Origin of the sequence: Bacteroides faecis MAJ27, assembly GCF_900106755.1 — a bacterium.
In the GTDB taxonomy this organism is placed as follows: Bacteria; Bacteroidota; Bacteroidia; order Bacteroidales; family Bacteroidaceae; genus Bacteroides; species Bacteroides faecis.
On record NZ_FNNN01000003.1, the window covers coordinates 132,238 to 159,217 of the forward strand.

25 protein-coding genes are annotated in these 26,980 nt (G+C 45.4%); 14 read left to right on the forward strand and 11 right to left on the reverse strand.

The annotated features are described in order from the left end of the window. Positions 1-2 precede the first annotated feature (2 nt). Positions 3-620 (reverse strand): recombination mediator RecR, encoded by a 618-nt coding sequence (recR, locus tag BLW31_RS03855; protein WP_010537862.1) that lies wholly within the window; start codon positions 618-620, stop codon positions 3-5. A gap of 144 nt (positions 621-764) precedes the next feature. Here recR and BLW31_RS03860 point away from each other — a divergent pair, with 144 nt between their 5' ends. From BLW31_RS03860 to BLW31_RS03890, 7 genes are all read left to right on the forward strand, one after another. Continuing rightward, positions 765-2,219 (forward strand): sodium:solute symporter, encoded by a 1,455-nt coding sequence (locus BLW31_RS03860; protein WP_010537861.1) that lies wholly within the window; start codon positions 765-767, stop codon positions 2,217-2,219. 124 nt (positions 2,220-2,343) lie between these two features. Next, positions 2,344-2,952: a ribosome biogenesis GTP-binding protein YihA/YsxC gene (yihA, locus tag BLW31_RS03865; RefSeq protein WP_010537860.1), complete on the forward strand. Its 609-nt coding sequence runs from the start codon at positions 2,344-2,346 to the stop codon at positions 2,950-2,952. Positions 2,953-2,958: 6 nt separating this feature from the next. After that, entirely contained in the window at positions 2,959-3,558 is a 600-nt protein-coding gene (locus BLW31_RS03870) for a DUF4923 family protein (protein ID WP_010537859.1), read from the forward strand. A gap of 688 nt (positions 3,559-4,246) precedes the next feature. Further along, positions 4,247-4,654, forward strand: coding sequence for a DUF1573 domain-containing protein (locus tag BLW31_RS03875; RefSeq protein WP_010537858.1), 408 nt, complete (start codon positions 4,247-4,249; stop codon positions 4,652-4,654). Between the two features lie 97 nt (positions 4,655-4,751). Further along, positions 4,752-6,740 (forward strand): OPT family oligopeptide transporter, encoded by a 1,989-nt coding sequence (locus BLW31_RS03880; protein WP_010537857.1) that lies wholly within the window; start codon positions 4,752-4,754, stop codon positions 6,738-6,740. A 1-nt stretch (position 6,741) separates the two neighbouring features. Beyond that, entirely contained in the window at positions 6,742-8,289 is a 1,548-nt protein-coding gene (locus tag BLW31_RS03885) for an N-acetylmuramoyl-L-alanine amidase-like domain-containing protein (protein WP_029425533.1), read from the forward strand. Between the two features lie 11 nt (positions 8,290-8,300). Further along, positions 8,301-9,233 carry a PorV/PorQ family protein gene (locus BLW31_RS03890; RefSeq protein WP_029425532.1) on the forward strand — a complete coding sequence of 311 codons (933 nt, stop codon included), beginning with the start codon at positions 8,301-8,303 and terminating at the stop codon, positions 9,231-9,233. Here the strand turns inward: BLW31_RS03890 and lipB are convergent. After that, a complete protein-coding gene (gene lipB, locus BLW31_RS03895; RefSeq protein ID WP_029425531.1) occupies positions 9,230-9,895 on the reverse strand; it encodes a lipoyl(octanoyl) transferase LipB in 666 nt (221 codons plus the stop codon). The two genes, BLW31_RS03890 and lipB, sit on opposite strands and share 4 nt — an antisense overlap. Positions 9,896-9,984: 89 nt before the next feature. Between lipB and BLW31_RS03900 the strand changes: the two genes are divergently transcribed. After that, positions 9,985-10,821 (forward strand): helix-turn-helix domain-containing protein, encoded by an 837-nt coding sequence (locus BLW31_RS03900; RefSeq protein WP_010537853.1) that lies wholly within the window; start codon positions 9,985-9,987, stop codon positions 10,819-10,821. A 161-nt stretch (positions 10,822-10,982) separates the two neighbouring features. On the opposite strand, the gene BLW31_RS03905 is transcribed toward BLW31_RS03900, so the two are convergent. From BLW31_RS03905 to BLW31_RS03920, 4 genes are all read right to left on the reverse strand, one after another. Next, positions 10,983-13,199 carry a heavy metal translocating P-type ATPase gene (locus BLW31_RS03905; protein WP_010537852.1) on the reverse strand — a complete coding sequence of 739 codons (2,217 nt, stop codon included), beginning with the start codon at positions 13,197-13,199 and terminating at the stop codon, positions 10,983-10,985. A gap of 61 nt (positions 13,200-13,260) precedes the next feature. Then, positions 13,261-13,620, reverse strand: a complete 360-nt coding sequence (locus BLW31_RS03910) for a heavy-metal-associated domain-containing protein (RefSeq protein WP_022301604.1) — start codon at positions 13,618-13,620, stop codon at positions 13,261-13,263. A gap of 47 nt (positions 13,621-13,667) precedes the next feature. Then, on the reverse strand, positions 13,668-15,890 hold the full coding sequence (locus BLW31_RS03915) for a TonB-dependent receptor (RefSeq protein WP_022301605.1): 2,223 nt from the start codon (positions 15,888-15,890) through the stop codon (positions 13,668-13,670). A 135-nt stretch (positions 15,891-16,025) separates the two neighbouring features. Next, positions 16,026-16,424, reverse strand: a complete 399-nt coding sequence (locus BLW31_RS03920; protein WP_029425530.1) for a hypothetical protein — start codon at positions 16,422-16,424, stop codon at positions 16,026-16,028. 138 nt (positions 16,425-16,562) lie between these two features. On the opposite strand from BLW31_RS03920, the gene BLW31_RS03925 reads away from it, so the two are divergent. Together BLW31_RS03925 and BLW31_RS03930 are read left to right on the forward strand one after the other, a co-directional pair. Continuing rightward, complete coding sequence (locus tag BLW31_RS03925) at positions 16,563-16,742, forward strand: hypothetical protein (protein ID WP_022301606.1); 180 nt, start codon at positions 16,563-16,565, stop codon at positions 16,740-16,742. 4 nt (positions 16,743-16,746) lie between these two features. Further along, the gene (locus BLW31_RS03930; protein ID WP_010537849.1) at positions 16,747-17,670 is read left to right on the forward strand and encodes a cation diffusion facilitator family transporter; all 924 of its coding nucleotides are present in this window, start codon (positions 16,747-16,749) and stop codon (positions 17,668-17,670) included. 16 nt (positions 17,671-17,686) lie between these two features. Here BLW31_RS03930 and BLW31_RS03935 read toward each other — a convergent pair whose 3' ends face one another. Beyond that, positions 17,687-18,175, reverse strand: a complete 489-nt coding sequence (locus tag BLW31_RS03935; protein WP_022301607.1) for a hypothetical protein — start codon at positions 18,173-18,175, stop codon at positions 17,687-17,689. A gap of 438 nt (positions 18,176-18,613) precedes the next feature. After that, on the reverse strand, positions 18,614-18,847 hold the full coding sequence (locus tag BLW31_RS03940; RefSeq protein WP_010537846.1) for a YecH family metal-binding protein: 234 nt from the start codon (positions 18,845-18,847) through the stop codon (positions 18,614-18,616). A gap of 224 nt (positions 18,848-19,071) precedes the next feature. Between BLW31_RS03940 and BLW31_RS03945 the strand changes: the two genes are divergently transcribed. The 4 genes from BLW31_RS03945 to gcvP all read left to right on the forward strand — a co-directional run bounded on the left by BLW31_RS03945 (position 19,072) and on the right by gcvP (position 24,294). After that, positions 19,072-19,923, forward strand: coding sequence for a DUF3298 and DUF4163 domain-containing protein (locus tag BLW31_RS03945; RefSeq protein WP_022301608.1), 852 nt, complete (start codon positions 19,072-19,074; stop codon positions 19,921-19,923). Positions 19,924-20,036: 113 nt separating this feature from the next. Next, positions 20,037-20,657: a 16S rRNA (guanine(527)-N(7))-methyltransferase RsmG gene (rsmG, locus tag BLW31_RS03950; RefSeq protein ID WP_010537844.1), complete on the forward strand. Its 621-nt coding sequence runs from the start codon at positions 20,037-20,039 to the stop codon at positions 20,655-20,657. 21 nt (positions 20,658-20,678) lie between these two features. After that, positions 20,679-21,317, forward strand: a complete 639-nt coding sequence (locus tag BLW31_RS03955; protein WP_029425528.1) for an MBL fold metallo-hydrolase — start codon at positions 20,679-20,681, stop codon at positions 21,315-21,317. 127 nt (positions 21,318-21,444) lie between these two features. Continuing rightward, entirely contained in the window at positions 21,445-24,294 is a 2,850-nt protein-coding gene (gene gcvP, locus BLW31_RS03960; protein ID WP_010537842.1) for an aminomethyl-transferring glycine dehydrogenase, read from the forward strand. 196 nt (positions 24,295-24,490) lie between these two features. On the opposite strand, the gene BLW31_RS03965 is transcribed toward gcvP, so the two are convergent. From BLW31_RS03965 to BLW31_RS03975, 3 genes are read right to left on the reverse strand one after another with little or no spacing between them, the layout of a single operon-like run. Next, positions 24,491-25,060: a nitroreductase family protein gene (locus tag BLW31_RS03965; RefSeq protein ID WP_010537841.1), complete on the reverse strand. Its 570-nt coding sequence runs from the start codon at positions 25,058-25,060 to the stop codon at positions 24,491-24,493. A 42-nt stretch (positions 25,061-25,102) separates the two neighbouring features. Beyond that, entirely contained in the window at positions 25,103-26,188 is a 1,086-nt protein-coding gene (locus BLW31_RS03970; RefSeq protein WP_010537840.1) for an HpaII family restriction endonuclease, read from the reverse strand. 52 nt (positions 26,189-26,240) lie between these two features. Further along, on the reverse strand, positions 26,241-26,849 hold the full coding sequence (locus BLW31_RS03975) for an IMPACT family protein (RefSeq protein WP_010537839.1): 609 nt from the start codon (positions 26,847-26,849) through the stop codon (positions 26,241-26,243). Between the last annotated feature and the right edge of the window lie 131 nt (positions 26,850-26,980).

Sequence of the window (26,980 nt, forward strand, 5' to 3'; positions counted from 1 at the left end):
GGTTATACGGTTCCGGTAAAAAGAGTCCGGTTGACAATACTGCGTCCCAGGGTGATTTCATCGGCATATTCCAGTTCGTCGCCAACAGATATGCCACGTGCGATTACGCTCAGTCTGACTCCCATCTTCTCCAGTTTACGGTAGATATAGAAATTGGTGGTATCTCCTTCCATCGTAGTGCTCAAAGCGAGGATGACCTCTTTGATCCCGCCTTCGGATACCCGCTGTACCAGACTCTCAATTTGCAGGTCACTCGGTCCTACCCCGTCCATCGGAGAGATCACTCCGCCCAGTACGTGATAAAGTCCCCGATACTGCTGGGTAGCCTCTACCGCCATCACGTCGCGGATGTTCTCTACCACGCAGACAGTGGAAGCATCACGCTGCGGATTGGCACAAATCTGGCAAGTTTCAGTATCCGATATATTATGGCATACTCTACAATACTTCACTTCACGTTTCAGCGTAATAATGGAGTTGCCGAATGCCTCCACAGTGGCTTTATCCTGCCGGAGCAGATGTAATACAAGCCGCATCGCCGTCTTACGCCCGATGCCCGGAAGTTTGGAAAATTCGCCTACTGCTTTTTCGAGCAGGACGGAAGGATATTGTTGGTTCATATAGACTACAAATGAAATTCGATCTGTTTCGAGCGCAAAGATACGGATTATTGTTTTTTTATACCTATATCAAACGGAATTTGTCGATAAATAGTGCTATTTGATATATAAAAAGGAGCTAAAAGTGTTACCTTTGCAGCCGATATGATGATACTTGTCACTATTGTATGCTATTTTGCAGGGTTATTGTTGATAGCCCACATCACCGGACACAAAGGCGGATCAAATGCAGCGTTCTTTAAAGGAGAAAACAAATCACCTTGGTATGTAGTCTCTTTTGGCATGATTGGCGCTTCTATTTCCGGCGTGACGTTCGTATCCGTACCGGGCATGGTACGGGGAATGGACATGACGTACATGCAAACGGTGCTCGGCTTCTTTTTCGGCTACATGATCGTAGCACATGTATTGCTGCCGCTATACTACAAGCTAAACCTGACAAGCATCTACGGATATCTCGGCACACGTATCGGCGTACATACTTACCGCACCGGTTCTTTCTTCTTCCTGCTCTCCCGTATGCTGGGAACAGCAGCCAAACTGTATCTCGTCTGTCTGATCCTGCACACTCATGTGTTTCAGGAGATGCATATTCCTTTCTGGGTGATTGCTGTCGGCTCCGTAACCCTCGTATGGATATACACCCACAAAAGTGGAATCAAAACGATTGTATGGACAGATACCCTGCAAACGTTCTGCCTGATCGCAGCCCTGCTTTTCATTATCTACTTCACGATACAGAAGCTGGATACAGGCTTTGACGGCATCGTACAAACCATCCGCAACAGCGAACATAGCCGGATTTTCGTATTCGACGACTGGATTTCCCGCCAAAACTTCTTCAAACAATTCTTTAGCGGAATCTTTATCGTGATCGTAATGACCGGACTCGACCAAGATATGATGCAAAAGAACCTCTCCTGCCGCAACCTGCGCGAGGCCAAAAAGAATATGTACTGCTACGGATTCTCATTCATCCCGCTGAATTTCCTGTTTTTGTGTCTGGGCATCCTGCTGCTTGCCTTAGCCGGGCAAATGCAACTGGAACTGCCGGCTATGAATGATGATATCCTTCCCATGTTTGCCACACAAGGATATCTGGGACATTCGGTACTGATTCTTTTTACGATCGGCATCATCGCCGCAGCTTTCAGCAATTCGGATTCCGCCCTGACTGCCATGACCACCAGCGTATGCATAGACCTGCTAAACACAGAGAAGGACACGGAAGAAGTGGCCCGCCGCAAAAGAAAGAGAGTGCATCTGCTCCTCTCCGTCCTGCTGGCTTTCTTCATCTGTCTGGTGGAAATGCTGAACAACAAAAGCGTGATTGACGCGATCTACATCATCGCATCCTACACATACGGACCTTTACTGGGCATGTTCGCCTTCGGATTATTCACCCGCCGGCAGACAAACGACCGGCTGGTCCCGCTCATCGCCATCGCCTCTCCGGTGCTCTGCTACGCTCTGGACTGGTGGATCAGCAAAGAAACCGGATATAAATTTGGCTATGAATTGCTAATGTTAAACGGAAGCCTTACCTTTGCGGGGATCATGTTGCTGTCCGGAAAAGAGAAAGCGGTAAAAACCCCTTAAAAACAGGTGTTCCAACGTTTATAATAAATAATGATAGAATTTATTATAAACGACGCAATAGTTTATTAGAAATGACAAGAGAGTTTATTAGAAGTAGAAAAACAAAGAAATAAATGACAATAAAATGGAAATAACAAGTGCAGAATTTGTGATTAGCAACACGGACGTAAGGAAATGTCCGACAGGAGTATTTCCCGAATACGCCTTCATTGGCCGTTCGAATGTAGGAAAGTCGAGCCTTATCAATATGCTGACTGCCCGCAAAGGACTGGCAATGACCTCAGCCACACCGGGTAAAACAATGCTCATCAATCACTTCCTGATTAACCAAAGCTGGTATCTGGTCGATCTTCCCGGATACGGCTACGCCAGACGCGGACAAAAAGGCAAAGACCAGATACGTACCATCATCGAAGACTATATCCTCGAACGGGAACAGATGACAAACCTGTTTGTACTGATAGACAGTCGTCTGGAGCCTCAGAAAATAGATCTGGAATTTATGGAATGGTTAGGCGAAAACGGCATCCCTTTCTCTATCATCTTCACCAAAGCAGACAAGCTGAAAGGCGGACGTCTGAAAATGAATATCAACGCTTATCTGCGCGAACTGGGCAAGCAATGGGAAGAACTCCCTCCTTATTTCGTCTCTTCCTCGGAAGACCGCACAGGACGTACCGAAATCCTCGACTATATAGAAAACATCAGTAAAGAACTCTATAAAAATAAGTAAACGTAAATGAAAAAGAACATTTTATTTATTGCATGGATTGCAATATTCTCATTGACAGCAAGCAACAGTCAGGCACAATCATTAAAAGATTTGCTCAATAAAGACAACATTTCCAAAGTAGTAAACGCCATCACCGGAACACCCGAAACGATAGACATGACAGGCACATGGACTTACAGCGGATCGGCAGTAGAATTTGAATCGGACAATCTGCTGATGAAAGCAGGAGGAGCCGCAGCCGCCACGATGGCAGAAAACAAGTTGAACGAACAACTAACCAAAGTGGGCATCAAAGAAGGACAAATGAGTTTCACTTTCAACGCCGACAGCACCTTTACAAGCACTGTTGGAAAAAAGAAACTGAGTGGTACCTATTCATATAACGCTTCTACCAAACAGGTAGACTTGAAATACCTGAAACTCCTGAACCTGCACGCGAAAGTGAACTGCACCTCCAACTCTATGGACCTGCTGTTCAACTCCGACAAACTACTCAAATTAATGACATTCCTCGGCAGCAAGACAAACAGCACCGCACTGAAAACAGTAAGCTCACTTGCTGAAAACTACGACGGGATGATGCTGGGATTCGGATTAAAGAAATAGTCTTCATTTAGTTCATTCGGCTGGAGAAAATCAGATGAAAAACATGGCGGAAAAAATGGCTTAATAAAAAAACCTAAGCTCTGAAACGCCCATGAATAGGGCGCAAAAACCCAATCAAAACCAGTAGAGAAGAGAAGAGTAGAGAATTCTATTCTAAAGAAATAGAATTATTAAGAAAGAAAAGAAAGAATTTCGCCGCCGCCGATTTGCTTTCGAATCGGAAAAGAATATATTTAAGCACGGATTACGCGGATGAACACGGTTGTTTTTTACGTAATCATAGCACTAAAACCGTGAAATCCGTGTAATCCGTGCCTAATCCTCAATTTATAATTTAGTTCATTTCCGATTTGAAATGAAGAATGAAGAATTACTTTGCAGCGTGATAGCGCAGCCAATTCTTCATTCAAAACCATTCGGAAAGAAATTAATCGGGCAAACAGAGTTATTCGTCCCGGTACTCAGTTCGATTCGCCTCGGTGCTTAACCCTGCCCACTTCGGTGCTTAATCATTCTCACCTCGCTGGTCAGGTTTATTAAGCTCGGCGGTCAAGGTTACCAAGCCGGGAGCTCAACGACAAGCCGAAGTATTTTATTCCCTTTTTTCGATTAAATTAACTCTGCCAACGGGATACTTTCCGGAAAAAGCATTACCTTTGTCATTCGTAATCAATAAAAAGAAGGAAGAATGAAAAAGATACTTTTTTTAATGACCTTGTTAGTGGTAGGAGTAAGTTTCGCTTTTGCCCAGACTAACGCTGATATCAAGTTTGACAAAACAACACACGATTTTGGAAAATTCTCTGAAAACAGTCCGGTAGTAAGCTGCGTATTCACTTTCACTAATATCGGTGACGCTCCTTTAGTAATTCATCAGGCAGTAGCATCTTGCGGATGTACAGTGCCGGAATATACCAAAGAACCGATCCAGCCGGGAAAGAAAGGTACAATCAAAGTAACTTATAACGGAACAGGCAAATATCCGGGACACTTCAAAAAATCAATTACCCTGCGTACCAATGCAAAAACAGAGATGGTACGACTCTATATTGAAGGCGATATGACCCCGAAAGATGAGAAGAAAGATGAGAAGTAAGAAAAAATAGACCATAAAACGTAAAGGAGAATCTTTTGGTTCTCCTTTTTTTTTGTTTACTTTGAAGTCTTAAAGCATAAACTACTAAAAATATAATATGAAACAAGAAGAAGACAAATTCACCGGACTACCTGAAAACGCGTTCAGAGAGTTAAAACCGGGGGAAGTGTACAATCCCCTGATGAGTCCTTCCAAGAATTATCCGGAAGTAAATTTTTGGTCAGTAACGTGGGGTATCGCCATGGCAATCCTTTTCTCGGCAGCAGCCGCCTATTTGGGGCTGAAAGTGGGACAAGTGTTCGAGGCAGCTATTCCAATCGCCATCATCGCCGTAGGAGTCTCTGGAGCAGCTAAAAGAAAAAATGCGTTAGGAGAAAATGTAATTATCCAGTCCATCGGGGCATGTTCCGGTGTCATCGTAGCCGGAGCCATCTTCACCCTTCCCGCCCTCTATATCCTTCAAGTCAAATATCCCGAAATGACGGTCAGCTTTATGCAGGTATTTATCAGTTCATTGCTGGGTGGTGTATTGGGTATCCTGTTCCTGATTCCTTTCCGTAAATACTTCGTCAGCGATATGCACGGCAAATATCCTTTCCCGGAAGCGACTGCTACAACGCAGGTACTGGTATCCGGCGAAAAAGGCGGCAGTCAGGCTAAACCGTTACTGATGGCAGGAATGATCGGTGGATTGTATGACTTCATCGTAGCCACTTTCGGCTGGTGGAACGAGAACTTCACTACCCGTGTATGCGGCGCCGGAGAAATGCTGGCAGAGAAAGCGAAACTGGTATTTAAAGTAAATACAGGAGCTGCCGTACTCGGCCTGGGCTACATCGTCGGACTGAAATATGCTTCCATCATCTGTGCCGGATCACTGGCAGTGTGGTGGATCATCATTCCCGGAATGTCTGCCATCTGGGGAGACAGCGTATTGAACGCATGGAATCCTGAGATCACCTCTACGGTAGGCATGATGAGCCCCGAAGAAATCTTCAAGTATTATGCCAAAAGCATCGGTATCGGCGGTATTGCCATGGCAGGTGTCATCGGTATCATCCGCTCATGGGGAATCATCAAGAGCGCTGTCGGACTGGCTGCCAAAGAAATGGGTGGCAAGGGCAACGTAGAAAAAAATATCATGCGTACACAGCGCGACCTTTCAATGAAAATCATCGCTATCGGTTCTATCATTACGCTGATTCTGATTGTACTGTTCTTCTACTTCGACATCATGCAGGGAAATATAGTACATACACTGGTAGCGATTGCACTCGTAGCAGGTATTTCGTTCCTGTTTACTACCGTAGCCGCCAATGCGATCGCCATCGTAGGAACCAATCCGGTATCGGGAATGACGCTGATGACACTGATTCTGGCTTCCGTAGTGATGGTGGCTGTCGGACTGAAAGGTCCTTCGGGCATGGTTGCCGCGCTCGTCATGGGTGGTGTGGTATGTACGGCACTTTCAATGGCAGGCGGTTTCATCACTGACCTGAAAATTGGTTATTGGCTGGGTAGCACACCTGCCAAACAGGAAACATGGAAATTCTTGGGAACAATCGTTTCAGCAGCTACAGTAGGCGGTGTCATGATTATCCTGAACAAGACATACGGATTCACCAGTGGCGCACTGGCTGCACCGCAGGCCAATGCGATGGCTGCCGTGATAGAGCCGTTGATGAGCGGTGTAGGCGCACCTTGGTTGCTGTACGGTATCGGTGCTGTACTGGCCATTGTACTGACATTCTTCAAAATTCCCGCACTGGCATTCGCACTGGGTATGTTTATTCCATTGGAACTGAACGTGCCGTTGGTAGTGGGTGGTGCCGTCAACTGGTACGTTACGAGCCGCAGCAAAGATACAGCGCTCAATACGGAACGAGGTGAAAAGGGAACACTGCTGGCATCCGGCTTCATTGCGGGAGGCGCTCTGATGGGCGTAGTCAGTGCGGCAATGCGTTTCGGCGGCGTCAATCTGGTCAACGAAACATGGCTGAACAATACTTGGTCGGAAGTGTTAGCATTAGGAGCTTACGCTTTATTGATCCTCTACTTTATCAAGGCTTCCATGAAAGTAAAATAATATGAGGAAACTATTATCTGTTATAGTATCACTTATGACTGCAATGACATTTGCACAACAGCCTGTCGAGCTGCCTTTGTGGCCCGACGGTGCTCCCAACTCCAACGGACTGACCGGTGGTGAAAAGGAAGTGTCACCCCATAGGCTCAGCAATGTCACAGCCCCCACCATAACCGTTTACCGTGCCCCACAGCCGAACGGAATGGCGGTCATCATGTGTCCCGGAGGCGGCTACAGCCGCCTTGCGATGGATCATGAAGGACATGACATGGCACCTTGGTTCTGCGGACAAGGCATCACTTACATTGTACTGAAATACCGGATGCCGAACGGTCATTGCGAAGTGCCCTTGTCGGATGCAGAAAGAGCAATTCGCATCGTACGTGAACATGCCGGAGAATGGAACATCAACCCTCGTAAAATAGGAATTATGGGAGCATCTGCGGGAGGTCACCTGGCCTCTACCCTCGCTACCCATTACAGTGCGGAAACCCGTCCGGATTTTCAGATTCTGCTCTATCCGGTAGTTACCATGCTGCAAAATACTCATGGAGGTTCGAGAAATGAGCTTCTGGGCAAAAGCCCGACAACGGAGCAGATACGACACTTCTCCAACGAACTGCAAGTGACATCTGATACTCCGCAGGCATTTATCGTTCTCTCCTCCGATGACGGCGCTGTGCCTCCTTCCAACGGGGTGAATTATTATCTCGCCCTACAGAAGAACAATGTTCCCGCATCACTTCATGTCTACCCTACAGGAGGACATGGCTGGGGATATCGGGACAACTTCAAATACAAGCAACAGTGGACGCAGGAACTGGAAAAGTGGCTGCGTGACGGTGCCGTATTTCCCCAAGATGCGGAGCCGATGCTAAGAATCGGAAAATCGTATCTGGGCACAAAGTATGTAGCCAACACGCTGGATCAGGGAACAGAAGAGACGTTAGTCATCGCCCCCCAAACAGTAGATTGCCTCACCTTTGTAGAATATACGCTGGCACAGGCATTGGGTTCTTCTTTTGCCGATAACCTGCAAAAGATACGTTACCGGGACGGCATCATAGACGGCTATACTTCGCGGCTTCACTATACCTCCGACTGGATTGAGAACGGTGTCCGCCAGGGACTTCTGGAAGATGTCACCGCCCGAAACAGCGCACAGACCACCAAGCTATCCCTCTCTTATATGTCCACCCATCCCAAGCAATACAAGCATCTGGCAGATTCGCCGGAAAACGTCAAACGGATGGCTGAATATGAGAAAGCATTGTCCGGAAAGAAGGTGCACTGGCTGCCTAAAAACAAACTGCCCGACACGGGACTCCCGTGGATCATGGACGGAGACGTGATTGCTATCACCACGAAGCTTCCGGGACTGGATATAGCTCATGTAGGGATAGCTAACTTTGTAAACGGAAAGTTGCATTTGCTCCATGCTTCTTCTACTCTGGGCAAGGTTGTCCTCAGCGAAGAGCCTCTCAGCCAAATGCTCAACAATAACAAATCGTGGACAGGCATACGTGTCGTCCGGATGTCTCACCCTTAAAACAAATGATTATGAAACGAGTAAAACATTTCCTTCTCGCCTCGTGTTTGTTGCCTGCTTTTCTGGGAGCACAAGGAGTGGCAAACGCCTCTTTTCTGGAGATTACTCCGGATGCCCAATCGGCAGGTATGGCCGGCACAGGATTAGCTATCACTGACAACGGAAGTACGGCTATCTTTCATAACGCTTCCACCATCGCTTTCTCACAGGATGTAATGGGTGCCAGCTACTCATACGCTGACATAAATAAGAACTATGGTATGCACAGCGCTTCCCTCTTCTACCGCATCGGACGGGAAGGGAAACATGGATTTACCGTAGGATTCCGTCATTATAAAGATGCTGATTTTCATTGGGAGGATGGTCCGAAAGACCATGCCCGTGCCTGGAATCTGGAGGCTGCCTATTTCAGAAATATAGCCAAGAACCTGTCGGTATCATTAACGCTCAGATATCTACAGGCAAAAGCCTATAAGGACGCGGACAGCAAAGGATCGGTATCTATGGATTTCGGTGCCAGCTATCATCGCAGCATGGCTATTCTGGATGAAATGGCTTCATGGACTATCGGCTTTCAGGCTGCCAACTTAGGCGGTAAACTGGACGGTCAGAAGCTGCCTGCCCGACTCGGACTGGGTGGAGCGGTCGATCTTCCGTTCAGCATGGAAAACCGCCTGCAAGTAGCACTCGACTTGAACTATCTGCTGCCATCCGAATACCGCCATCTTCAAGCCGGTATCGGAGCTGAATACAACTTCTTGAAATACGGTGTAGTCCGCGCAGGATACCATTTCGGAGACAATGACAAAGGTACAGGCAACTACGGTACACTGGGATGCGGAATCAACTTCTGGCCAATCCGTGCAGACTTCTCGTACGCACTGGCAGACAGCGACTGCTTTATGCACCGTACGTGGCAACTCAGTGTTGGAATAGTGTTCTAAGCTCTTTCAAGCAGTTTCCTAAGCTCGCATTCAAGGCGTTGCTTCACTTCGTCCACAGGCACTTCGTGCTTCAACTCTTGACGAAGGGAAGTGACGCCTTTATCTATAAATCCACAGGGATGAATATAGCTGAAATAGCGTAAATCCGTATTCACATTCAGAGCCAGACCGTGCATAGTGACGTAGTGGCTGCTCCTCACTCCGATCGCGCAAATCTTACGGGCACGGGGGGTGTTTCCCTCCAGCCATACACCTGTCGCCTTCTCAAGCCGCCCCGCTTCAATGCCATAGGAAGCACAGACACGTATCACAGCCTCTTCGAGCAGGTGCACATATTCCTTCAATCCCAGCTGAAACTCCTCCAGATTCAATATCGGATAACAAACTAACTGTCCGGGACCATGATAAGTGATGTCCCCTCCCCGATCTATATGATAAAGGATAGCCTGAATGGCTTTCAACTGCTCGTCATTCAACAGCATATTATTTTCCTTTCCGCTACGCCCCAAAGTATAGACATGCGGATGTTCGCACATTATAATACGATTTTCGTACGTTTCTCCCTGCGCTTTTGCACGGACAACGGCATCAAACCATTCCGTCTGCCGCTGCCATGCTTCGGAGTACGGAATCAAATTCCAATCGACTAATACAGTTTTCATGAGGACAAAAGTAAGAAATAAAAAGAAAAATCGTACATTTGTAGACCGAATATAACAAGCACTTTAAACCAAAGATAACAAACACTCTTATGAAAATGGAAGTTCCACAAGTAGATTTGCCCCTGGAGGTGTTAGCATGGACCAAAGTAACTGAAGATATTCTGAACATCTACAAACAATCGTGCCGGTTACAGGCGTGCATTTTCGCAGTCTGTACGGAAGGTACTATGAAAGTCTCCATCAACCTGCTGGAATATGAGGTTCACCCGAATGACCTGATCACTTTATTGCCCGGCACCATCATTCAGTTCCGCGAGAAAGCGGAAAAGGTAAGTCTCTGCTTTGCCGGTTTCTCCGCCAAATGTATCGGGCATATCAATCTGTTGACGACAATCGGAAGCGCCTATCCCAAACTGATAGAACAGCCTATCATCCCTCTTTCCGAAAATATCGCCGACTATCTGAAGGAATATTTTGCCTTATTATCTCATGCCAGTTGTGACGAGTCTTTCAAAATGGATTCCAAATTGGCAGACCTGTCGCTTCAGACTATTCTGACAAGTGTCCAGCTGATGTACCGGAATTATACGGGAAACAATCATTCAAACCGTAAGAAGGAGATTTGCCGGAAGTTGATTCAATTAATTACTGAACACTACAAGGATCAGCGCTGTGCACAGTTCTATGCCGATCAGCTGGGAATCTCTCTTCAGCATCTGAGCACCACCGTCAAGCAAGTGACGGGAAAAAGCGTGCTGGATACCATAGCCTATATCGTCATTATCGATGCCAAAGCGCAACTAAAAGGCACGGATATGACGATTCAGGAGATAGCTTATTCGTTGAATTTTCCTAATCCCTCTTTCTTCTGCAAATTCTTCAGACGGCATGTGGGAATGTCTCCTCTGGAGTTTAGAAACAGTTGAGTCTGGTAATAAAAGCTACTTCTAAACATCGGTCAACATAATAATATTAGGCACGGATTACACGGATTAACACGGTTTTAAGAGATTAAACAAACTATTAAAAACCGTGTTAATCCGTGCCTAATTTAAAATCATAAAGGAGCGCTTTATATGCTCTCTGCTTAAATCTTCCTTCTTCCCAAACTCAACGAATTGAGCACTACACTCACACTGGAGAATGCCATAGCAGCACTTGCCAGCATCGGATTCAGCAACAATCCGTTGACAGGAAATAAGACTCCGGCAGCGATAGGAATACCGATCAGATTGTAGATGAATGCCCAGAAAAGATTCTGATGGATCAGTCGTACAGTCTGTCTGGACAGTTCAAAGGCTTTGGGGAGTAACAACAAATCGGAAGTCATCAATGTCACCATAGCGACATCCATGGCGATGTCCGTTCCCTTCCCCATCGCAATGCTGACGTCAGCCAATGCAAGAGCCTGCGAGTCATTGATACCGTCGCCCACCATGGCTACTTTCTTTCCTTGCATTTGCAGTTCACGCACAAATTCGGCTTTGTCATCCGGCAAGGCATCTGCCACAAAACGCTCAATGCCCAGACGGGAAGAGACCGCCAAAGCCGTCCGCTGTCCGTCACCGGTGAGCATACAGATGTCAATACCCTGTCGTTTCAGTTCTTTCACCGCTTCAGCAGAAGTTGCCTTTATCGGGTCGGAAACTGCAATAATAGCCAGAAGCTCGTTCTCACGTCCAAAGTATATAATTCCGTTCCCATCCGATTCGTAATGTACCAGCATATCCGCCATGACATCACTGACCGTAGCACTGAAATCTTTCAGAAGTTTGTGGCTTCCTACCCAGTAAGTATTGCCCTGATAAGACACCTTTATCCCTTTTCCTGTGATACTTTCAAAGCTGCTCAAAGGAGCGGGAGTTATCTTTTCCTCATCCTGAAGTACAGTTACAATCGCACCTGCCAACGGATGCTCCGATTTTAGTTCGGCAGCCAGAAGTACATTCTTGAAATGTTCTTCCTGCGGCTGTGCCCACAACCATCCGGTAGCGGTAGGATGCCCTTCAGTCAATGTCCCGGTTTTATCCAGCACCACTACATTGACCTTACGCATCTGTTCCAGAGCAACGGCATCTTTGATCAGAATATGCTGTCCGGCAGCCTTACCGATTCCTACCATTAATGCAGTAGGAGTGGCAAGCCCCAAAGCACAGGGACAGGCTATGACCAGAACAGATACAGCAGAAAGAATACCGTAAGAAATATACTCACTGCCACCGATGGCAACCCACAATATAAATGTCAGGATGGCGATTCCGAGCACGACAGGGACAAAAATCCCAGTAATACGGTCGACAATACGCTGCACAGGAGCTTTGCTGCCTTGTGCTTCCTGCACCATGTGAATGATGCGCGCAAGCACTGTATCACTTCCCACCTGGGAGGCACGAATGATAAATGACCCGCGCTGATTGATTGTCCCGGCAAGGACTTTGTCGCCCTTTTTCTTCTCTACCGGAATCGGCTCACCGCTAATCATACTTTCATCCACATACGATTCTCCTTCCGAAAGCTGGCCATCCACCGGAATCTGTTCGCCGGGACGGACTACAACCCTATCGCCTACCTGCAAGAGGTCTATTTGTATCTCCTCCTCTATCCCGCCACGCAACACACGCGCCACTTTGGGCTGCATTCCCATCAGCCTGCGAATTGCGTCCGAAGTATTTCCTTTGGCACGTTCCTCCATCATTTTTCCGGTCAGAACGAAAGCAATGATCACTGCGGAAGCTTCGTAATAGACGTGTGGTTCCAATCCGCGATCTGTCCAGAACTGCGGAAAGAAGGTATTGAATAAACTGAAAAGGAAGGCTATCGAGGTACTTAACGCGACCAGCGTATCCATATTACTACGCCCGACCTTGGCCTGCTTCCATGCTCCCGTAAAGAAACTGCCTCCGAAGAGTACCATTACCGGAATGGTGAGCACCATCTGTATCTCGTTAGAATATGGCATGTGCATCAATACCATAGAAAAGATAAGGAGCGGTACGACAAATATCCACGCACCGATCACTTTCCGTTTCAGGCGGAGATAACGCTTATGCTGCTCCTCCTCCCGACGTTCTTCTTTATTCGCTTCTTCTACAATCAAGTCATAACCGGCAGCAAGTACCGCTGCACGAATTTCTCCGGGAGTCAGCTTGTCGTCCTCATAAGAAATCGTCAATGTATTTGAAGCAAAGTTGACGGAAGCATCAACGACTCCCGACAACTTTTTCACTGTTTTTTCTACATTGTTAGCGCATCCCGCACAATGCATATTGAGCACGGGAAACGCCTTTTTTGCTATATTACCCATATAATCCTTACTCTTTAATGATTAGTAGTTATAAAACAAGCCAATATGGGTATTTGTTCGATTACTTCTTATCGGCTTTCTTTTCTTCTTTTTGAGATTCTTGTTTGCCGTCTTTCTTGCCTTCCTGTTTGGTTTCTTTCACAAACTCCGCCTCGTAATTGAACTTCTTGAATCCTGCCTGCAACTTCTTCACGTCCGTCTTCTCGGCATCGTAGGTGATAGACACCGTTTTGTCCTTCAGCTCGGTAGAAAGTTCTTTCACACCTTTTTCAAAGCGCATATTGTTTTTCACTTTCTTCTCGCAGTTCTCGCAATGCATCTGAGAGACTTTGAATACTACGACGCGAATGTCTTTTGCCAGTACAGCTGTCACACTCAAAAGAGCCACCACGAAAGTGGCCATCCATCTTCTTGTTTTCATTTTTCTTATTCTTTTAATGGTCATCATTCATTTCTGTTTTTATCACTTTAGTCACTGTTTCTTGCCAGATTGAAACGTACTCCGATATACGCCTTTGCTCCGTGCACAGGTCCCCATATCATCGTAGAGTCAAAGTTACTTCCCCACGGATTCGCAGCATCAATGATCGGGTTCTTCTGTTTGAAGTTGGTCAGGTTCTCCCCTCCTACGTAGATGGACCAACGACGGAAATAGCGGGTTATTTGAGCGCTCAATTGTTCGAAACTACCGTAGCGGCGCTCCCAGGACAACTGACCGTCCGCCAATTCATAAGGAGCAGGCATTCTTCCTCCGCCATTGAGTTGGAGCGTAGCATCAAACTGCCATATTCCGAGTGGTGTCTGATACGAAGCGGTCAGCAATCCCTTGTATTTACTGGTCAGTGGTTTCTCCATCCGCTGACCTTTGTAGGTTGTCTGAGCATCCGTCAGACGGTAAGCCCCTGTCAAAGTAAATCCTTTGAAAAAAGGATAGCTTGCCTCTACTTGGAACACATGCGAATAGGAACGTCCATCGAGATTGTAAAAAGCGACTTCGTGAGGATTGCTGTCCATATCTACTACTACTTGTTTCAGGAAGTTGGTGTAATAGTACTCGGCATTGATATTCAGCGTCTTGCCTAATATGGGTATATATGTAGATACGCTGGCGCCATAGTTCCATGCTTCTTCCATATCCAGCCCGTTCGCTATTTCAACCTTTCGGCTGCTGGAAAGCAGGTAATTGTTCTCTGCCAGTACATGATTCGTACGGTAACCTTTTCCGGCAGACAGGCGGAAGTGTACATACTCATTCGGATTGTATTTCAGATGCGCACGCGGGGTCACAAAGAAGCCGTGCTCACTGCTATAATCGCCGCGCAGACCTGCCATCAGCATCCACTGGTCATTCAGATTCAACGTATATTGCACATAGACTCCGGGAACCGCTTCTTTGGCAAATGCCTTTATAAGCGGCAATTCCGTTTTATTCTCCAGCCGATAATGCTGGTCATAGGCGTCATAGTTGAAACTCAATCCTGCCGAGAAACTGTTCTGCTTATTAAATTCCGTTTCAAACATCAAAGAAGCATACGCATTCGTCTGGTCTACATTGTAGAGTTTTCGTCCGTACATCGCATCCTGATTGTGCCAGCTGGCAGAAAGAATCAATGCCAGATTCGTATTCTTCTCCTTATTGAATATATAAGCATTCTTAGTAAAAAGCTCATAACGCTCGGTATCGATTCCTACCTTATAGAGATCATCGGACTGCATACCTGCATGATGTGCCTGTCCGCTGTTCCGGCTTTCGGACAATGCCTTGAAACCTGCTTGAAAAACATAGTGATCTCCCATATATGCCCATCGGTTCCAGACATTATATTGCTCTACCCGGGGAATATCTACGAAGCCGTCATCATTGCCGTCGTGTGCTTTGGTCTCGTTCTCATAATGTGCCAGCAGAGAGGTGCTCCAGCGTTTGGACAACTTCAGGGTGGCATCTGCATTCGCCTCATACCGACTGGTACTGCTTGCGAAAAGATTGGCGGATACCCAGTCGGCTTCCGGCAACTGCGGCTTTTTAAACTCGACATTGATTTGTCCTGTGATAGCTTCGTAGCCATTCTTCACAGAAGAGATTCCTTTGGAAACCTGTATGCTCTGCATCCACGGACCGGGAACATATCCCAGTCCATAAGGGGAAGCCGCGCCACGATAGTTCGGGATATTCTCTGTCAGCATCTGCACATAAGTTCCGGACAATCCGAGCAGTTTAATCTGTTTGGCTCCCGTTGCAGCATCCGAATAACTCACGTCCACCGAAGGGTTGGTCACAAAGCTTTCTCCAAGATTGCAACAGGCAGCTCTACTCAATTCGGCACTGCTTATCATCTCTTCATTCATCACACTGCTCCGCAACTTCATCGTTCCCATTCTGCGGCTGACCACATTCACTTCATTCAGCTCTACACCATCCCGAAGGATGATATCCAGCTCCTGATTCTTCTTGCTGACATGAATCGTATCATTCTGAAAACCGATAAAACTGACCACCAGCATGTGACTTTTCGAAGGTTTGGAGATAGAAAAACTACCATCTTCTTTCGTTGTTACTCCCTGACCCGTATTCATCCAGAATACATTAGCACCCGGAATGGGTTCTCCGGTATTATCTTTGACCGTCCCCCGTACTTGCGCATAGGTTGTAACCGCAAGTAATGAGAACAGGCCCATTATCATATATTTCATTCTTTCTTAAACTTATTGTTGAGATACAAAATTAATTCATTTCTCTTGCAACTAAATTGCATTCATTCCCTTTGCTTTCATAACCTGCAATGGCTGAAAACAAAGTTCCATCGGACACAAAAAAATGAAATAACGCTAAATCAGAAGAACAGAATGTAACGCCAACTTCTGCCTCGGACAGGAAGGTGGCGGAAAGGGAAGACTGGAATAGTCTGCCGTTTGATCTATGGAAGCAAAAGCAAATAACTGACAAGATTGTTCACAGAAAAGCGTTACCACCGGAACAGAAACTGTCAGTTCGGAAACATGCTTCATCAAATCGAGCTTATAGATAGTGGCTGTACAGCCCTTTTCTCTACAGTCTTTCTTTGAATCGCACGTATGAGACTTCTTACACTTGGGACAGCCATTGGCACAACAGCCTTGCACTGCCTCACAACGGGAACAGCAGTAATGGACAATAGACACTCCTGCCCCTGAATAGATAATCAGGAGAGAAAGAATCACTGCTGTTATGTAGGCTAGTCTTTTCATTTCGGGAGGCAAAGATAAAAATAAAAATGTACTATTCCAGCAATATGATCAAATTAAATAATTCTCCTTTTTCATCCATACTACTGATATTATCCGTATATTTGACCACATATTAGTCCTTATTAAACACATTATGTTATGGAATATCATCGTATATCTTTCATCCACAACGATACAGAGTATTCGTTCATCAAAGCTATAAACGGGAACTTAACGGGATACGCTTTAATGTCGGCCTGCCGGGTAGAAGTGGTCAATTATATGAAAGAAAACAACTTGAAAGGCAGCTACATACTAACCGGTATGTCAAAGGCTTAATCACATGAAAGCAAAAAGGGAGCAGATATTAATCAGAACTTCTTGGATAAGTACTATCGGGAACGCCATACTTTCCGCATCAAAAATCATCATAGGCTTATTTGCCGGTAGTCTTGCCGTGCTGGGCGACGGTATCGATTCGGCAACGGACGTAATCATCTCCATTGTCATGATTTTCACAGCACGCATTATCAATCAGCCGCCTTCCAAGAAGTATGTATTCGGTTATGAAAAGGCCGAAGGGATTGCAACTAAGATTCTGTCACTTGTGATTTTTTACGCGGGTGTGCAAATGTTGATATCATCCATTGGAAGCATCTTCACTGACGAGAGTAAAGAAATTCCGTCGGCCATTGCTATATACGTCACTATATTTTCTATCATCGGCAAACTCCTGCTGGCTTCATATCAATACAAACAGGGAAAGAAAATAGACAGTTCCATGCTGACAGCCAATGCGATCAATATGCGTAATGACGTGATCATCTCCTCCGGTGTGTTGCTGGGACTTATATTCACGTTCATATTCAAACTGCCTATACTCGACTCTATCACAGGACTAATCATCAGTCTCTTTATTATAAAATCTTCGATCAGTATTTTCATCGATTCGAATGTAGAATTGATGGATGGAGTCAAAGATGTCAATGTATATAATAAGATATTCGAAGCGGTGGAGCAAGTACCCGGTGCGAGTAATCCACACCGGGTAAGGTCAAGAATGATCGGGAATCTTTATATGATTACTCTCGACATAGAGGTAAACCCGCAAATAACAATCACACAGGCACATCAGATAGCCGATTCTGTGGAAAAAAGTATAAAAAGCTCTATAGACAATGTCTATGATATTTTGGTACATGTAGAACCTGCCGGTGAATGCCAGACGGATGAGAAATTCGGAATTGATAAAGGTATGGTGAATTAACTATTAACTGCAAGTACTAATGAACATGTATATGTTCACCGGACCCTGTTATAATGATTCCACCCAGATCACTTACCACTGTTTCATGTTTTCCATCCGGAGTGACTATGATGGAACCGGTCTGTATTATATGCTTTCCATCCGTCGTTACACGTATTCTGGAACTTGTATCTTCTTTTTTATCTTTCTTTGAGGATTTATCGTCTTCTTTCTTATCCTCTACGATCCGAATTTTATTACAATCATAGTCATAATAATTCTTCATCTTAGTTACTTTGTCATCAACAAACCAAATCTTTGCGATATTTAATCCATAGCAAAACTCTAAGACCTCTTCCTTTTCATCAAAACTTCGATAAGTTGGCTTACCCAAAATAGCTATCACCCCTCCAGAAGACATCCCGAGTTGGATACGACTCAATTTTTCATAATTAATTCTGCTGGTAAAGCAACTGCTGAGCAGTATCACCAGCAACAAAGACATAAGGTACTGATTCTTTTTCATATTAAGTATAGTTTAGTAGTTTTATACTACAAATGTAGCATGAGAAAACTCTCTTTGCAAAGACTTCTTCCTATTTGCAAATAGGGATTTCCCTACCTATGAAAATTTCCCTAGCTAAGAAAAACAACAGGGGCAACCTACAACTAACAAACCCTTTTCATCCCCCCTCACACCCTGAAGAAAAAAACGAGGGTATGTCGAAACTAAAATGACTACTCCGAAAAATTACAGATTGTAACTATAACATCTAAAAGGGGCATATCAAACTTCGTTTTGAGTAATGATATGCCCCTTTCTTTAGTCTTTTAGGATGTTCTAATTTCAAATTAAAAGTTCATCTTCTTAAAAATTGAGTTTTGACACACCCTCGTCATTTCTTTGTCTAATTATTCCTATTGACTACTATACCGCTTGGCTATCCACAGCACCCGCCAAGAATCAATGGCTGCAAACCTTACTGATATCCACCGTAAACTCTTCACCGGCTGGCATGAATTTCCCTTTTCTTTTGAGAAACTCTATCAGTTCGTCTACTTCCATATTATCTGCCGAACAAGCATAAAAACGCTGATGTTCGCCAAACTTCTCCACGATTGCAGCTCTCAGAGTTGCTTCAGTATAACTATTTCCCTCCATCATGTGAAGGACTTCATGTGCATGTAACTGTTCCATAATCTATTTTTTCTGCAAAGATAAGTGCAGTGCATCGATTAAAACTGTAACATATGTGACAAAAGCAAGAAAAAAAGAATCATTAACAATGGCATCCCCTATATGCATTACCCAAAAAACTAGCTGAATATTTTTCCTTTTTTATTCGCAGTATTCGGTTATTTCATTTATATTTGTCGATAGTGATAGATATGATCAATGTTGAATTTATAGAAAAAACGGGTATGAAAAAACAATATGTCAGCCTGCTTGCGGTTATACTTTCGGTAAGCGGCTTTTTGTTTTCTTGTCATGACAAGATGAACAAAAATACAGGAGCATTACAATTCGATAGTATACAGGTAAACGAGACGGCACACCTCTTTAATGATACAGCCAAACCGGCATGCAATATTATCGTCAACTTCGCCTATCCTGTCAAGTCATCGGATGATATGCTGAAAGATAGTCTGAATGCATACTTCATCTCCGTATGCTTCGGAGACAAATATATCGGTGAAAAACCGGAAGCAGTAGTGAAGCAATACGCTCAGAGCTATATTGACGAGTACCGCCACGACCAGGAGCCTATGTATGCCGAAGACGAAAAGAATAAAGAGAGCGATGCAGTGGTAGGCGCATGGTATTCCTACTACAAGAGTATCGAAAGTCATGTGCAACTATATGAGAAAGACCTGCTTGTATACCGCGTTGACTATAACGAATATACCGGAGGCGCACATGGCATGTACATGTCAACTTTCCTAAATATGGACCTTACCCTGATGCGTCCGCTTCGCCTCGACGATATTTTTGTAGGCGACTATCAGGAAGCCCTGACAGACCTGATATGGAACCAGCTGATGGCCGACAACAAAGTGACAACACACGAGGCACTGGAAGACATGGGATATGCCTCGACCGGAGACATCACACCGACAGAAAACTTTTATCTGAGCAAGGAAGGTATCACCTTCTACTATAATATATACGATATCACACCGTATTCGATGGGTCCTGTCAAAGTCACGATTCCATACGCCATAATGGAACACCTGCTGGGCAGCAACCCTATTCTCGGAGATTTGAAAAATTAAACAGTTATTAAAAGATTGAACACCAATGAATATCCTATTGTTATTGCCCCGTGTGATGCAAGAGGATATTCATTTCACTTATAATTCTAAATTCACCATTCAAAATACTTAAAGTGGAAATCATACTGAAATATTTTCCGGATCTGACGGAAGAGCAGCGCCAACAGTTTGCTGCTCTATACGACCTCTACATCGACTGGAATGCGAAAATCAACGTCATCTCCCGCAAAGACATCGAGAATTTATACGAGCATCATGTGCTCCATTCATTAGGCATCGCCAAAGTGATTCAATTCCGTCCCGGAACCAGCATCATGGATCTGGGTACAGGAGGAGGCTTTCCCGGCATTCCGCTCGCAATTCTTTTCCCCGACACCAAGTTTCATCTGGTAGACAGCATCGGTAAGAAAGTACGCGTGGCAACAGAAGTGGCAAATGCCATCGGACTGAAAAACGTCACCTTCCGCCATGCCCGTGCAGAAGAGGAAAAACAACTGTTCGACTTTGTGGTAAGTCGTGCCGTAATGCCTTTGGCGGATCTGATCAAGATTATCAAAAAGAACATTTCTCCCAAGCAGCAGAATGCTCTGCCTAACGGACTGATCTGTCTCAAAGGAGGCGAACTGGAGCACGAAACAATGCCGTTCAAGCATAAAACAGTCATTCACAGCCTGAGCGAAGACTTTGAGGAAGAGTTCTTTGAAACCAAAAAGGTAGTATATTCACAAATATAGGAATCAGGAGTTATCAAAACCATGAAAATAAAGAGATTTGAATTTAATATGTTTCCCGTAAATTGCTACGTTTTATGGGATGACACAAAAGAAGCGGTGGTCATTGATCCGGGCTGCTTCTATGAAGAGGAAAAACAAGCACTAAAGAAGTTCATCCTCACCAATGAATTGAATGTAAAGCATCTGCTGAATACTCATTTACATCTGGATCACATCTTCGGCAATCCATTTATGCTGAAAGAATTCGGTCTGTCGGCAGAAGCCAACAAAGCGGATGAGTTCTGGATTGATGAAGCTCCGAAACAAAGCCGCATGTTCGGCTTCCAATTACAGGAAAAGCCGGTTCCATTGGGAAAATATCTGCACGACGGAGATATTATCACCTTCGGACACACCAAGCTGGAAGCAATCCATGTTCCCGGACACTCACCCGGCAGCCTCGTGTATTATTGTAAAGAAGACAACTGCATGTTCTCCGGTGACGTATTGTTTCAAGGCAGTATCGGTCGCGCCGACCTGTCAGGAGGCAACTTCGACGAACTGATCGATCACATTTGCAGCCGTCTATTCGTACTTCCTAACGAGACAGTCGTCTACCCCGGACACGGTGCACCTACGACCATCGGAATGGAAAAAGCAGAGAACCCATTTTTCAGATAGTAATTCAGGTATTAAGTATTAGGTATTAGGTATTAACCGTAGCTGATGATAACCGTAGCTTTATGATATTCATATCCGCATGGGTAATACCTAATACTTAATACCTGATACTTATAAATCAAAAATTATGAAAACAGATTTGTTAGCTAGCCGTCACATCGGCATCAATGAACAAGACACAGCCGTGATGCTTCGTAAAATAGGCGTAGACTCACTGGATGAACTGATCAACAAAACCATTCCTGCCAACATCCGCCTGAAGGAACCACTGGCACTGGCTAGTCCGTTGACGGAATACGAATTTGGGAAACACATTGCCGGACTGGCAAGTAAAAACAAACTGTATACTACGTACATCGGATTGGGGTGGTATAATACAATTACTCCTGCCGTTATCCAACGGAATGTATTCGAAAATCCCGTGTGGTATACTTCCTACACGCCTTATCAGACGGAAGTATCACAGGGAAGACTGGAAGCATTGATGAATTTCCAGACCGCCGTCTGTGATCTCACCGCTATGCCGCTTGCCAACTGTTCGCTGCTGGATGAAGCGACTGCCGCTGCCGAAGCCGTAACCATGATGTACGCACTTCGTTCACGCACTCAGCAGAAAGCAGGTGCCAATGTAGTCTTTGTAGACGAAAACATTTTCCCGCAGACTTTAGCAGTAATGACTACACGTGCCATTCCACAAGGAATTGAATTGCGCGTAGGCAGATACAAAGAATTTGAACCCTCACCGGAAATCTTCGCCTGCATTCTTCAATATCCTAATTCCAGCGGAAATGTAGAAAACTATGCCGACTTTACGAAGAAAGCACATGACGCGGACTGTAAAGTTGCCGTTGCCGCCGATATTCTGAGCCTTGCCCTGCTGACTCCTCCGGGAGAATGGGGAGCGGATATTGTATTCGGTACCACACAACGCCTGGGTACACCGATGTTTTACGGTGGTCCTTCGGCTGGTTACTTCGCCACACGTGACGAGTACAAGCGGAATATGCCGGGACGAATCATCGGATGGTCCAAAGATAAATATGGCAAACTCTGCTACCGAATGGCCCTGCAGACACGCGAACAGCACATCAAACGGGAAAAAGCGACTTCCAATATTTGTACGGCTCAGGCATTACTCGCAACAATGGCCGGCTTCTACGCCGTATATCACGGACAGGAAGGAATCAAAACGATTGCTTCGCGCATCCACAGCATCACCGTTTTCCTTGACAAGCAATTAAAGAAATTCGGATATACCCAAGTCAATACACAGTATTTCGACACACTACGTTTCGAACTGCCGGAACACGTTTCAGCCCAACAGATTCGCACGATTGCATTGAGCAAGGAAGTAAACCTGCGCTATTATGAGAATGGAGATGTAGGCTTCAGCATTGACGAGACAACAGATGTAGCAGCTACGAATGTGCTGCTTTCCATCTTCGCCATCGCTGCCGGCAAGGATTACCAGAAGGTAGAAGATGTACCGGAAAAGAGCAACATCGACAAAACGCTGAAACGTACCACCTCTTTTCTCACGCATGAAGTATTCTCCAAATACCATACGGAAACGGAAATGATGCGTTACATCAAACGTCTGGACCGGAAGGATATTTCATTGGCACAGTCTATGATTTCTCTCGGATCGTGCACTATGAAGCTCAATGCAGCCGCTGAAATGCTGCCTTTGAGTCGTCCGGAATTTATGAGCATGCACCCGTTAGTACCGGAAGATCAGGCAGAAGGATATCGTGAACTGATCGGCAATCTGAGTGAGGATCTGAAGGTTATCACCGGATTTGCAGGTGTCAGCCTGCAGCCAAATTCGGGTGCTGCGGGAGAATATGCCGGCCTGCGCGTTATTCGTGCATATCTTGAAAGTATCGGTCAGGGACACCGCAATAAGATATTGATTCCGGCTTCGGCACACGGCACAAATCCGGCATCTGCCATACAAGCCGGATTTGAGACCGTCACCTGCGCATGCGATGAGCAAGGAAATGTGGATATGAACGACCTGCGTGCCAAAGCCTTGGAAAACAAAGAAGAACTGGCAGCATTGATGATTACCTATCCGTCAACACACGGTATCTTCGAAACGGAAATAAAAGAAATCTGTGAGATTATCCATGCCTGCGGCGCACAAGTATATATGGACGGGGCCAACATGAATGCACAAGTAGGATTGACCAATCCGGGATTCATCGGTGCAGATGTTTGTCACTTGAACTTACATAAGACGTTTGCTTCACCGCATGGTGGTGGCGGTCCGGGTGTAGGTCCTATCTGTGTAGCAGAGCATCTGGTGCCGTTCTTACCGGGACACTCGATCTTCGGCAATACACAAAACCAAGTTTCCGCAGCTCCGTTCGGTAGTGCGGGTATCTTGCCTATCACGTACGGTTATATCCGGATGATGGGAGCAGAAGGGCTGACTCAGGCAACTAAAATCGCCATTCTCAATGCCAACTATCTGGCTGCCTGTCTGAAAGATACTTACGGTATTGTTTATCGGGGAGCTACCGGTTTCGTTGGACACGAAATGATTCTGGAATGCCGCAAAGTACATGAAGAAACGGGAATCTCTGAGAATGATATTGCCAAACGCCTGATGGATTATGGCTATCATGCACCGACTCTCTCCTTCCCTGTTCACGGTACGCTGATGATTGAGCCGACCGAAAGCGAAAGTTTAGCAGAGCTGGATAATTTCGTGGATGTCATGCTGAATATCTGGAAAGAAATCCAAGAAGTGAAAGATGGAGAAGCAGACAAGAATGACAATGTATTAATCAATGCCCCGCATCCCGAATATGAGATTGTGAATGATAATTGGGAACATTCTTATACACGCGAAAAAGCTGCGTATCCGATAGAAAGCGTACGTGATAATAAATTCTGGGTGAACGTGGCCCGCGTAGACAATACGTTGGGAGACCGGAAGTTATTGCCGACCCGCTACGGAAGGTTCGAATAAGAATAAACTTCCAGAGGAAATCTGTACACAGGAAAAAATAAGCCCGGGGCTCGCATTTGCTGAGCTCCGGGCTTACCTTTGCAGGCACCGAAGTATTCCGATAAGCACCGAGCTAAATGAACATAAGAAACGATGCCGGAATCTTCCGGTTATCATACTGCCTTCATTCCATGTTTGCCGGAAACATAGCTGGGTCCTATCTGACAACAGTCACTGTTCCAGCCTTGACCGCCTTCTCCCTCATTGAGATTTTAGGATCGGCATATCCCAAAGCTACACAGCCATATACTTTATGGTCTTTCGGTACACCCAGCGAAGTTATCAATTCACGGACTTCGGGATCATCGCAAGTTGTTCCTAACTGATTGATCCAGCAAGAACCGATCCCCAGAGAATGGGCAGCCAAAAACATATTCTCAATAGCACAGGCACAGTCCATACCGGCCCACCATTGCGTCGGTTCATTGGATACGATCACTAAAGTCGGGGCATGATAATAACAGCAATACGTTTTGCTGTGACCGCGTTCCTGTAATTTCGGCTCGTCACTTTTAGCGAAAGCTCCTTTAATCCGTTCATTCAATTCAGACAGTTTATCTGCATTCTGAATGGCAGTAAAATGCCACGTCTCCAAGTGCATCCCACTGGGGGCAAAAGTGGCAGCTTCCAGAATAGCCTGCAAGTCTTCTTCCGAAACCTGCCGGTCAGTATAAGCCCGTACACTACGACGCGCTTTGATGTTCTCTAAAACTTCATTCGTTTTCATATACTATATTTACTATACTTACAACTCGTTCACCACTTGCAATTATCGTTTTACGAGCCCGATCTTGGCATTCAGTTTGAAGTAATACGTTCCGTTTTCTCTTTCCAGAAAACCGTATTTGTCCTTATCCAGAGAACCTTTCTCCAAACGGGTATTCAGAAACAGAAAATCCTCCATCACCGGTCTTTCTGACTTATGATAGCAAAGTACTTCTCCGCTCCCATCCATCAACAAGATACCTTCAACAGCCGAATCCTGTCCTGTATATATCTTCGCCGGACGCATGCCCAATGCTAACGCCATCAAGAACTGCTTTATTTTAAACTCATAAAAACCATGTTTGTTTACCAGCTCATCTTTTATCTTCAACGGGTTCATCTGTTTGATTACTTCCGTCAATTCGCTGATACGGGTAATATCATCCAAATGCATGATGCGTACCATTTCAGTCAGCACACGGGGGAAATGTAAATCAATCATCAAAAGATTGCTACGGAATACCCGATCTGCCACGTCCGAATATTTGAGTACCCCGCCCAAGCGTTCAATCAGCAACATTCGCTCTGCCACTTCATTAGGAGCTTCCGGCAACGCATTAATCTTATTTACGGTAGGAGTCGCAAATTTGACTCCGCTCTGTTCCAGTTTCAAGTTGGCTGTGCGGCCTCCGTCCAACAACGGGTTCATAGCCCCCAGCCGCGAACGAACGCTGAACCCGCTCAACGGTGCCTCCGGATGCCAGAAAGCAATATAAAAATCGGTACGATCTTCCGTCTTTGCTTCCAAATCGAAAATAGCGACCTCATCCAGAAACTCTTCCACGCCATCGGGAGAAGTGACCTCCTCTTCCGAAGAAGATTTGACGGCCTGTAAGATTAACTCTGCCACAATCCCGAAATCTTCCCGGGGAACGGACTTCTCACTATTTTCGCCTTTGATGCGGACACTCTCTTTTTCTATATAATAACAGCGTGTTCCGTCATGTTCTTCCCGTTGAATCATTGCGACAGGCCAGCTGATCTCTCCCTTCTTCGCCTTAGCCGTGCCCAACGCTACTTTTCCTTCCGCCAATAGACGAAAGAAAGTATAGAGTTCACACCATTCTCTTTTTGTTGCTTCAAATGCCATATATTCTTACTTTTCTTTATTACATTCATTCTGCCTGACAAGCTGCAATGGATTACTCTTCTTCAAGAATCCGTGCAGTCTCTACTTTCTCCAATCGTGCACGCAGTTTGGGCATCATGGAACGACGGATACGCAACGTCATGCTACAATCCATATCGTACGACTGACTGAGAATTTCCGGTTCTTCCTCCTTTACAATACGCATAATGTCGTTCATAAAAGGGTATTCAAACATCACAGTCACTTCCTCATCCACCGTTTTTTCTATAATGGTAGCGGCGGAAATTGCTTCGGCAGCGGCTGCTTTATAGGCAACAATCAGTCCGCTCGTACCCAACTTGATCCCTCCAAAATAACGGACTACAATAATCAGAATGTCAGTCAGCTCATTAGAGTTTATTTGCCCGAGGATGGGCTTTCCCGCCGTTCCCGAAGGTTCACCATTATCATTGGCGCGGAAATCCTTTCGCGCCGCACCCAACATATAAGCATAGCATACGTGCCGGGCATCATAATACTTCTTCTGATACGTTTCAAGATGTGCTTTTATCTCATCAAGGGTACGCACAGGCAAGGCGATGGCAATAAACTTGCTTCGCTTTTCTGTATAAATACCTTCGGAAGGTTCGACGATAGTTTTATAAGTATCTTCAGCAGTCATGCCGCAAAGATACGGCTTTCTTGATGAAATTCCATCTGCTGCCCGAAAATATTAGAGTATCTCACCGAAACGACTGCCTCATTTGATTCAATCGGGCAGGTTTTCAGGCAGATTCGAACGGCCATTCAGAG

Bases quoted from the DNA above. Each gene is read 5' to 3' on its own strand.
- BLW31_RS03925 (WP_022301606.1), top strand. From the start codon at position 16,563: ATGGAATATCATCGTATATCTTTCATCCACAACGATACAGAGTATTCG.
- BLW31_RS03900 (WP_010537853.1), top strand. From the start codon at position 9,985: ATGAAAATGGAAGTTCCACAAGTAGATTTGCCCCTGGAGGTGTTAGCA.
- BLW31_RS03910 (WP_022301604.1), bottom strand. From the start codon at position 13,620: ATGAAAACAAGAAGATGGATGGCCACTTTCGTGGTGGCTCTTTTGAGT.
- BLW31_RS03890 (WP_029425532.1), top strand. From the start codon at position 8,301: ATGAAACGAGTAAAACATTTCCTTCTCGCCTCGTGTTTGTTGCCTGCT.
- recR (WP_010537862.1), bottom strand. From the start codon at position 620: ATGAACCAACAATATCCTTCCGTCCTGCTCGAAAAAGCAGTAGGCGAA.
- BLW31_RS03870 (WP_010537859.1), top strand. From the start codon at position 2,959: ATGAAAAAGAACATTTTATTTATTGCATGGATTGCAATATTCTCATTG.
- BLW31_RS03935 (WP_022301607.1), bottom strand. From the start codon at position 18,175: ATGAAAAAGAATCAGTACCTTATGTCTTTGTTGCTGGTGATACTGCTC.
- BLW31_RS03875 (WP_010537858.1), top strand. From the start codon at position 4,247: ATGAAAAAGATACTTTTTTTAATGACCTTGTTAGTGGTAGGAGTAAGT.
- BLW31_RS03965 (WP_010537841.1), bottom strand. From the start codon at position 25,060: ATGAAAACGAATGAAGTTTTAGAGAACATCAAAGCGCGTCGTAGTGTA.
- BLW31_RS03880 (WP_010537857.1), top strand. From the start codon at position 4,752: ATGAAACAAGAAGAAGACAAATTCACCGGACTACCTGAAAACGCGTTC.
- gcvP (WP_010537842.1), top strand. From the start codon at position 21,445: ATGAAAACAGATTTGTTAGCTAGCCGTCACATCGGCATCAATGAACAA.
- yihA (WP_010537860.1), top strand. From the start codon at position 2,344: ATGGAAATAACAAGTGCAGAATTTGTGATTAGCAACACGGACGTAAGG.
- BLW31_RS03860 (WP_010537861.1), top strand. From the start codon at position 765: ATGATGATACTTGTCACTATTGTATGCTATTTTGCAGGGTTATTGTTG.
- BLW31_RS03920 (WP_029425530.1), bottom strand. From the start codon at position 16,424: ATGAAAAGACTAGCCTACATAACAGCAGTGATTCTTTCTCTCCTGATT.
- BLW31_RS03975 (WP_010537839.1), bottom strand. From the start codon at position 26,849: ATGACTGCTGAAGATACTTATAAAACTATCGTCGAACCTTCCGAAGGT.
- BLW31_RS03955 (WP_029425528.1), top strand. From the start codon at position 20,679: ATGAAAATAAAGAGATTTGAATTTAATATGTTTCCCGTAAATTGCTAC.
- BLW31_RS03945 (WP_022301608.1), top strand. From the start codon at position 19,072: ATGAAAAAACAATATGTCAGCCTGCTTGCGGTTATACTTTCGGTAAGC.
- BLW31_RS03915 (WP_022301605.1), bottom strand. From the start codon at position 15,890: ATGAAATATATGATAATGGGCCTGTTCTCATTACTTGCGGTTACAACC.
- BLW31_RS03885 (WP_029425533.1), top strand. From the start codon at position 6,742: ATGAGGAAACTATTATCTGTTATAGTATCACTTATGACTGCAATGACA.
- BLW31_RS03905 (WP_010537852.1), bottom strand. From the start codon at position 13,199: ATGGGTAATATAGCAAAAAAGGCGTTTCCCGTGCTCAATATGCATTGT.
- BLW31_RS03930 (WP_010537849.1), top strand. From the start codon at position 16,747: ATGAAAGCAAAAAGGGAGCAGATATTAATCAGAACTTCTTGGATAAGT.
- lipB (WP_029425531.1), bottom strand. From the start codon at position 9,895: ATGAAAACTGTATTAGTCGATTGGAATTTGATTCCGTACTCCGAAGCA.
- BLW31_RS03970 (WP_010537840.1), bottom strand. From the start codon at position 26,188: ATGGCATTTGAAGCAACAAAAAGAGAATGGTGTGAACTCTATACTTTC.
- BLW31_RS03940 (WP_010537846.1), bottom strand. From the start codon at position 18,847: ATGGAACAGTTACATGCACATGAAGTCCTTCACATGATGGAGGGAAAT.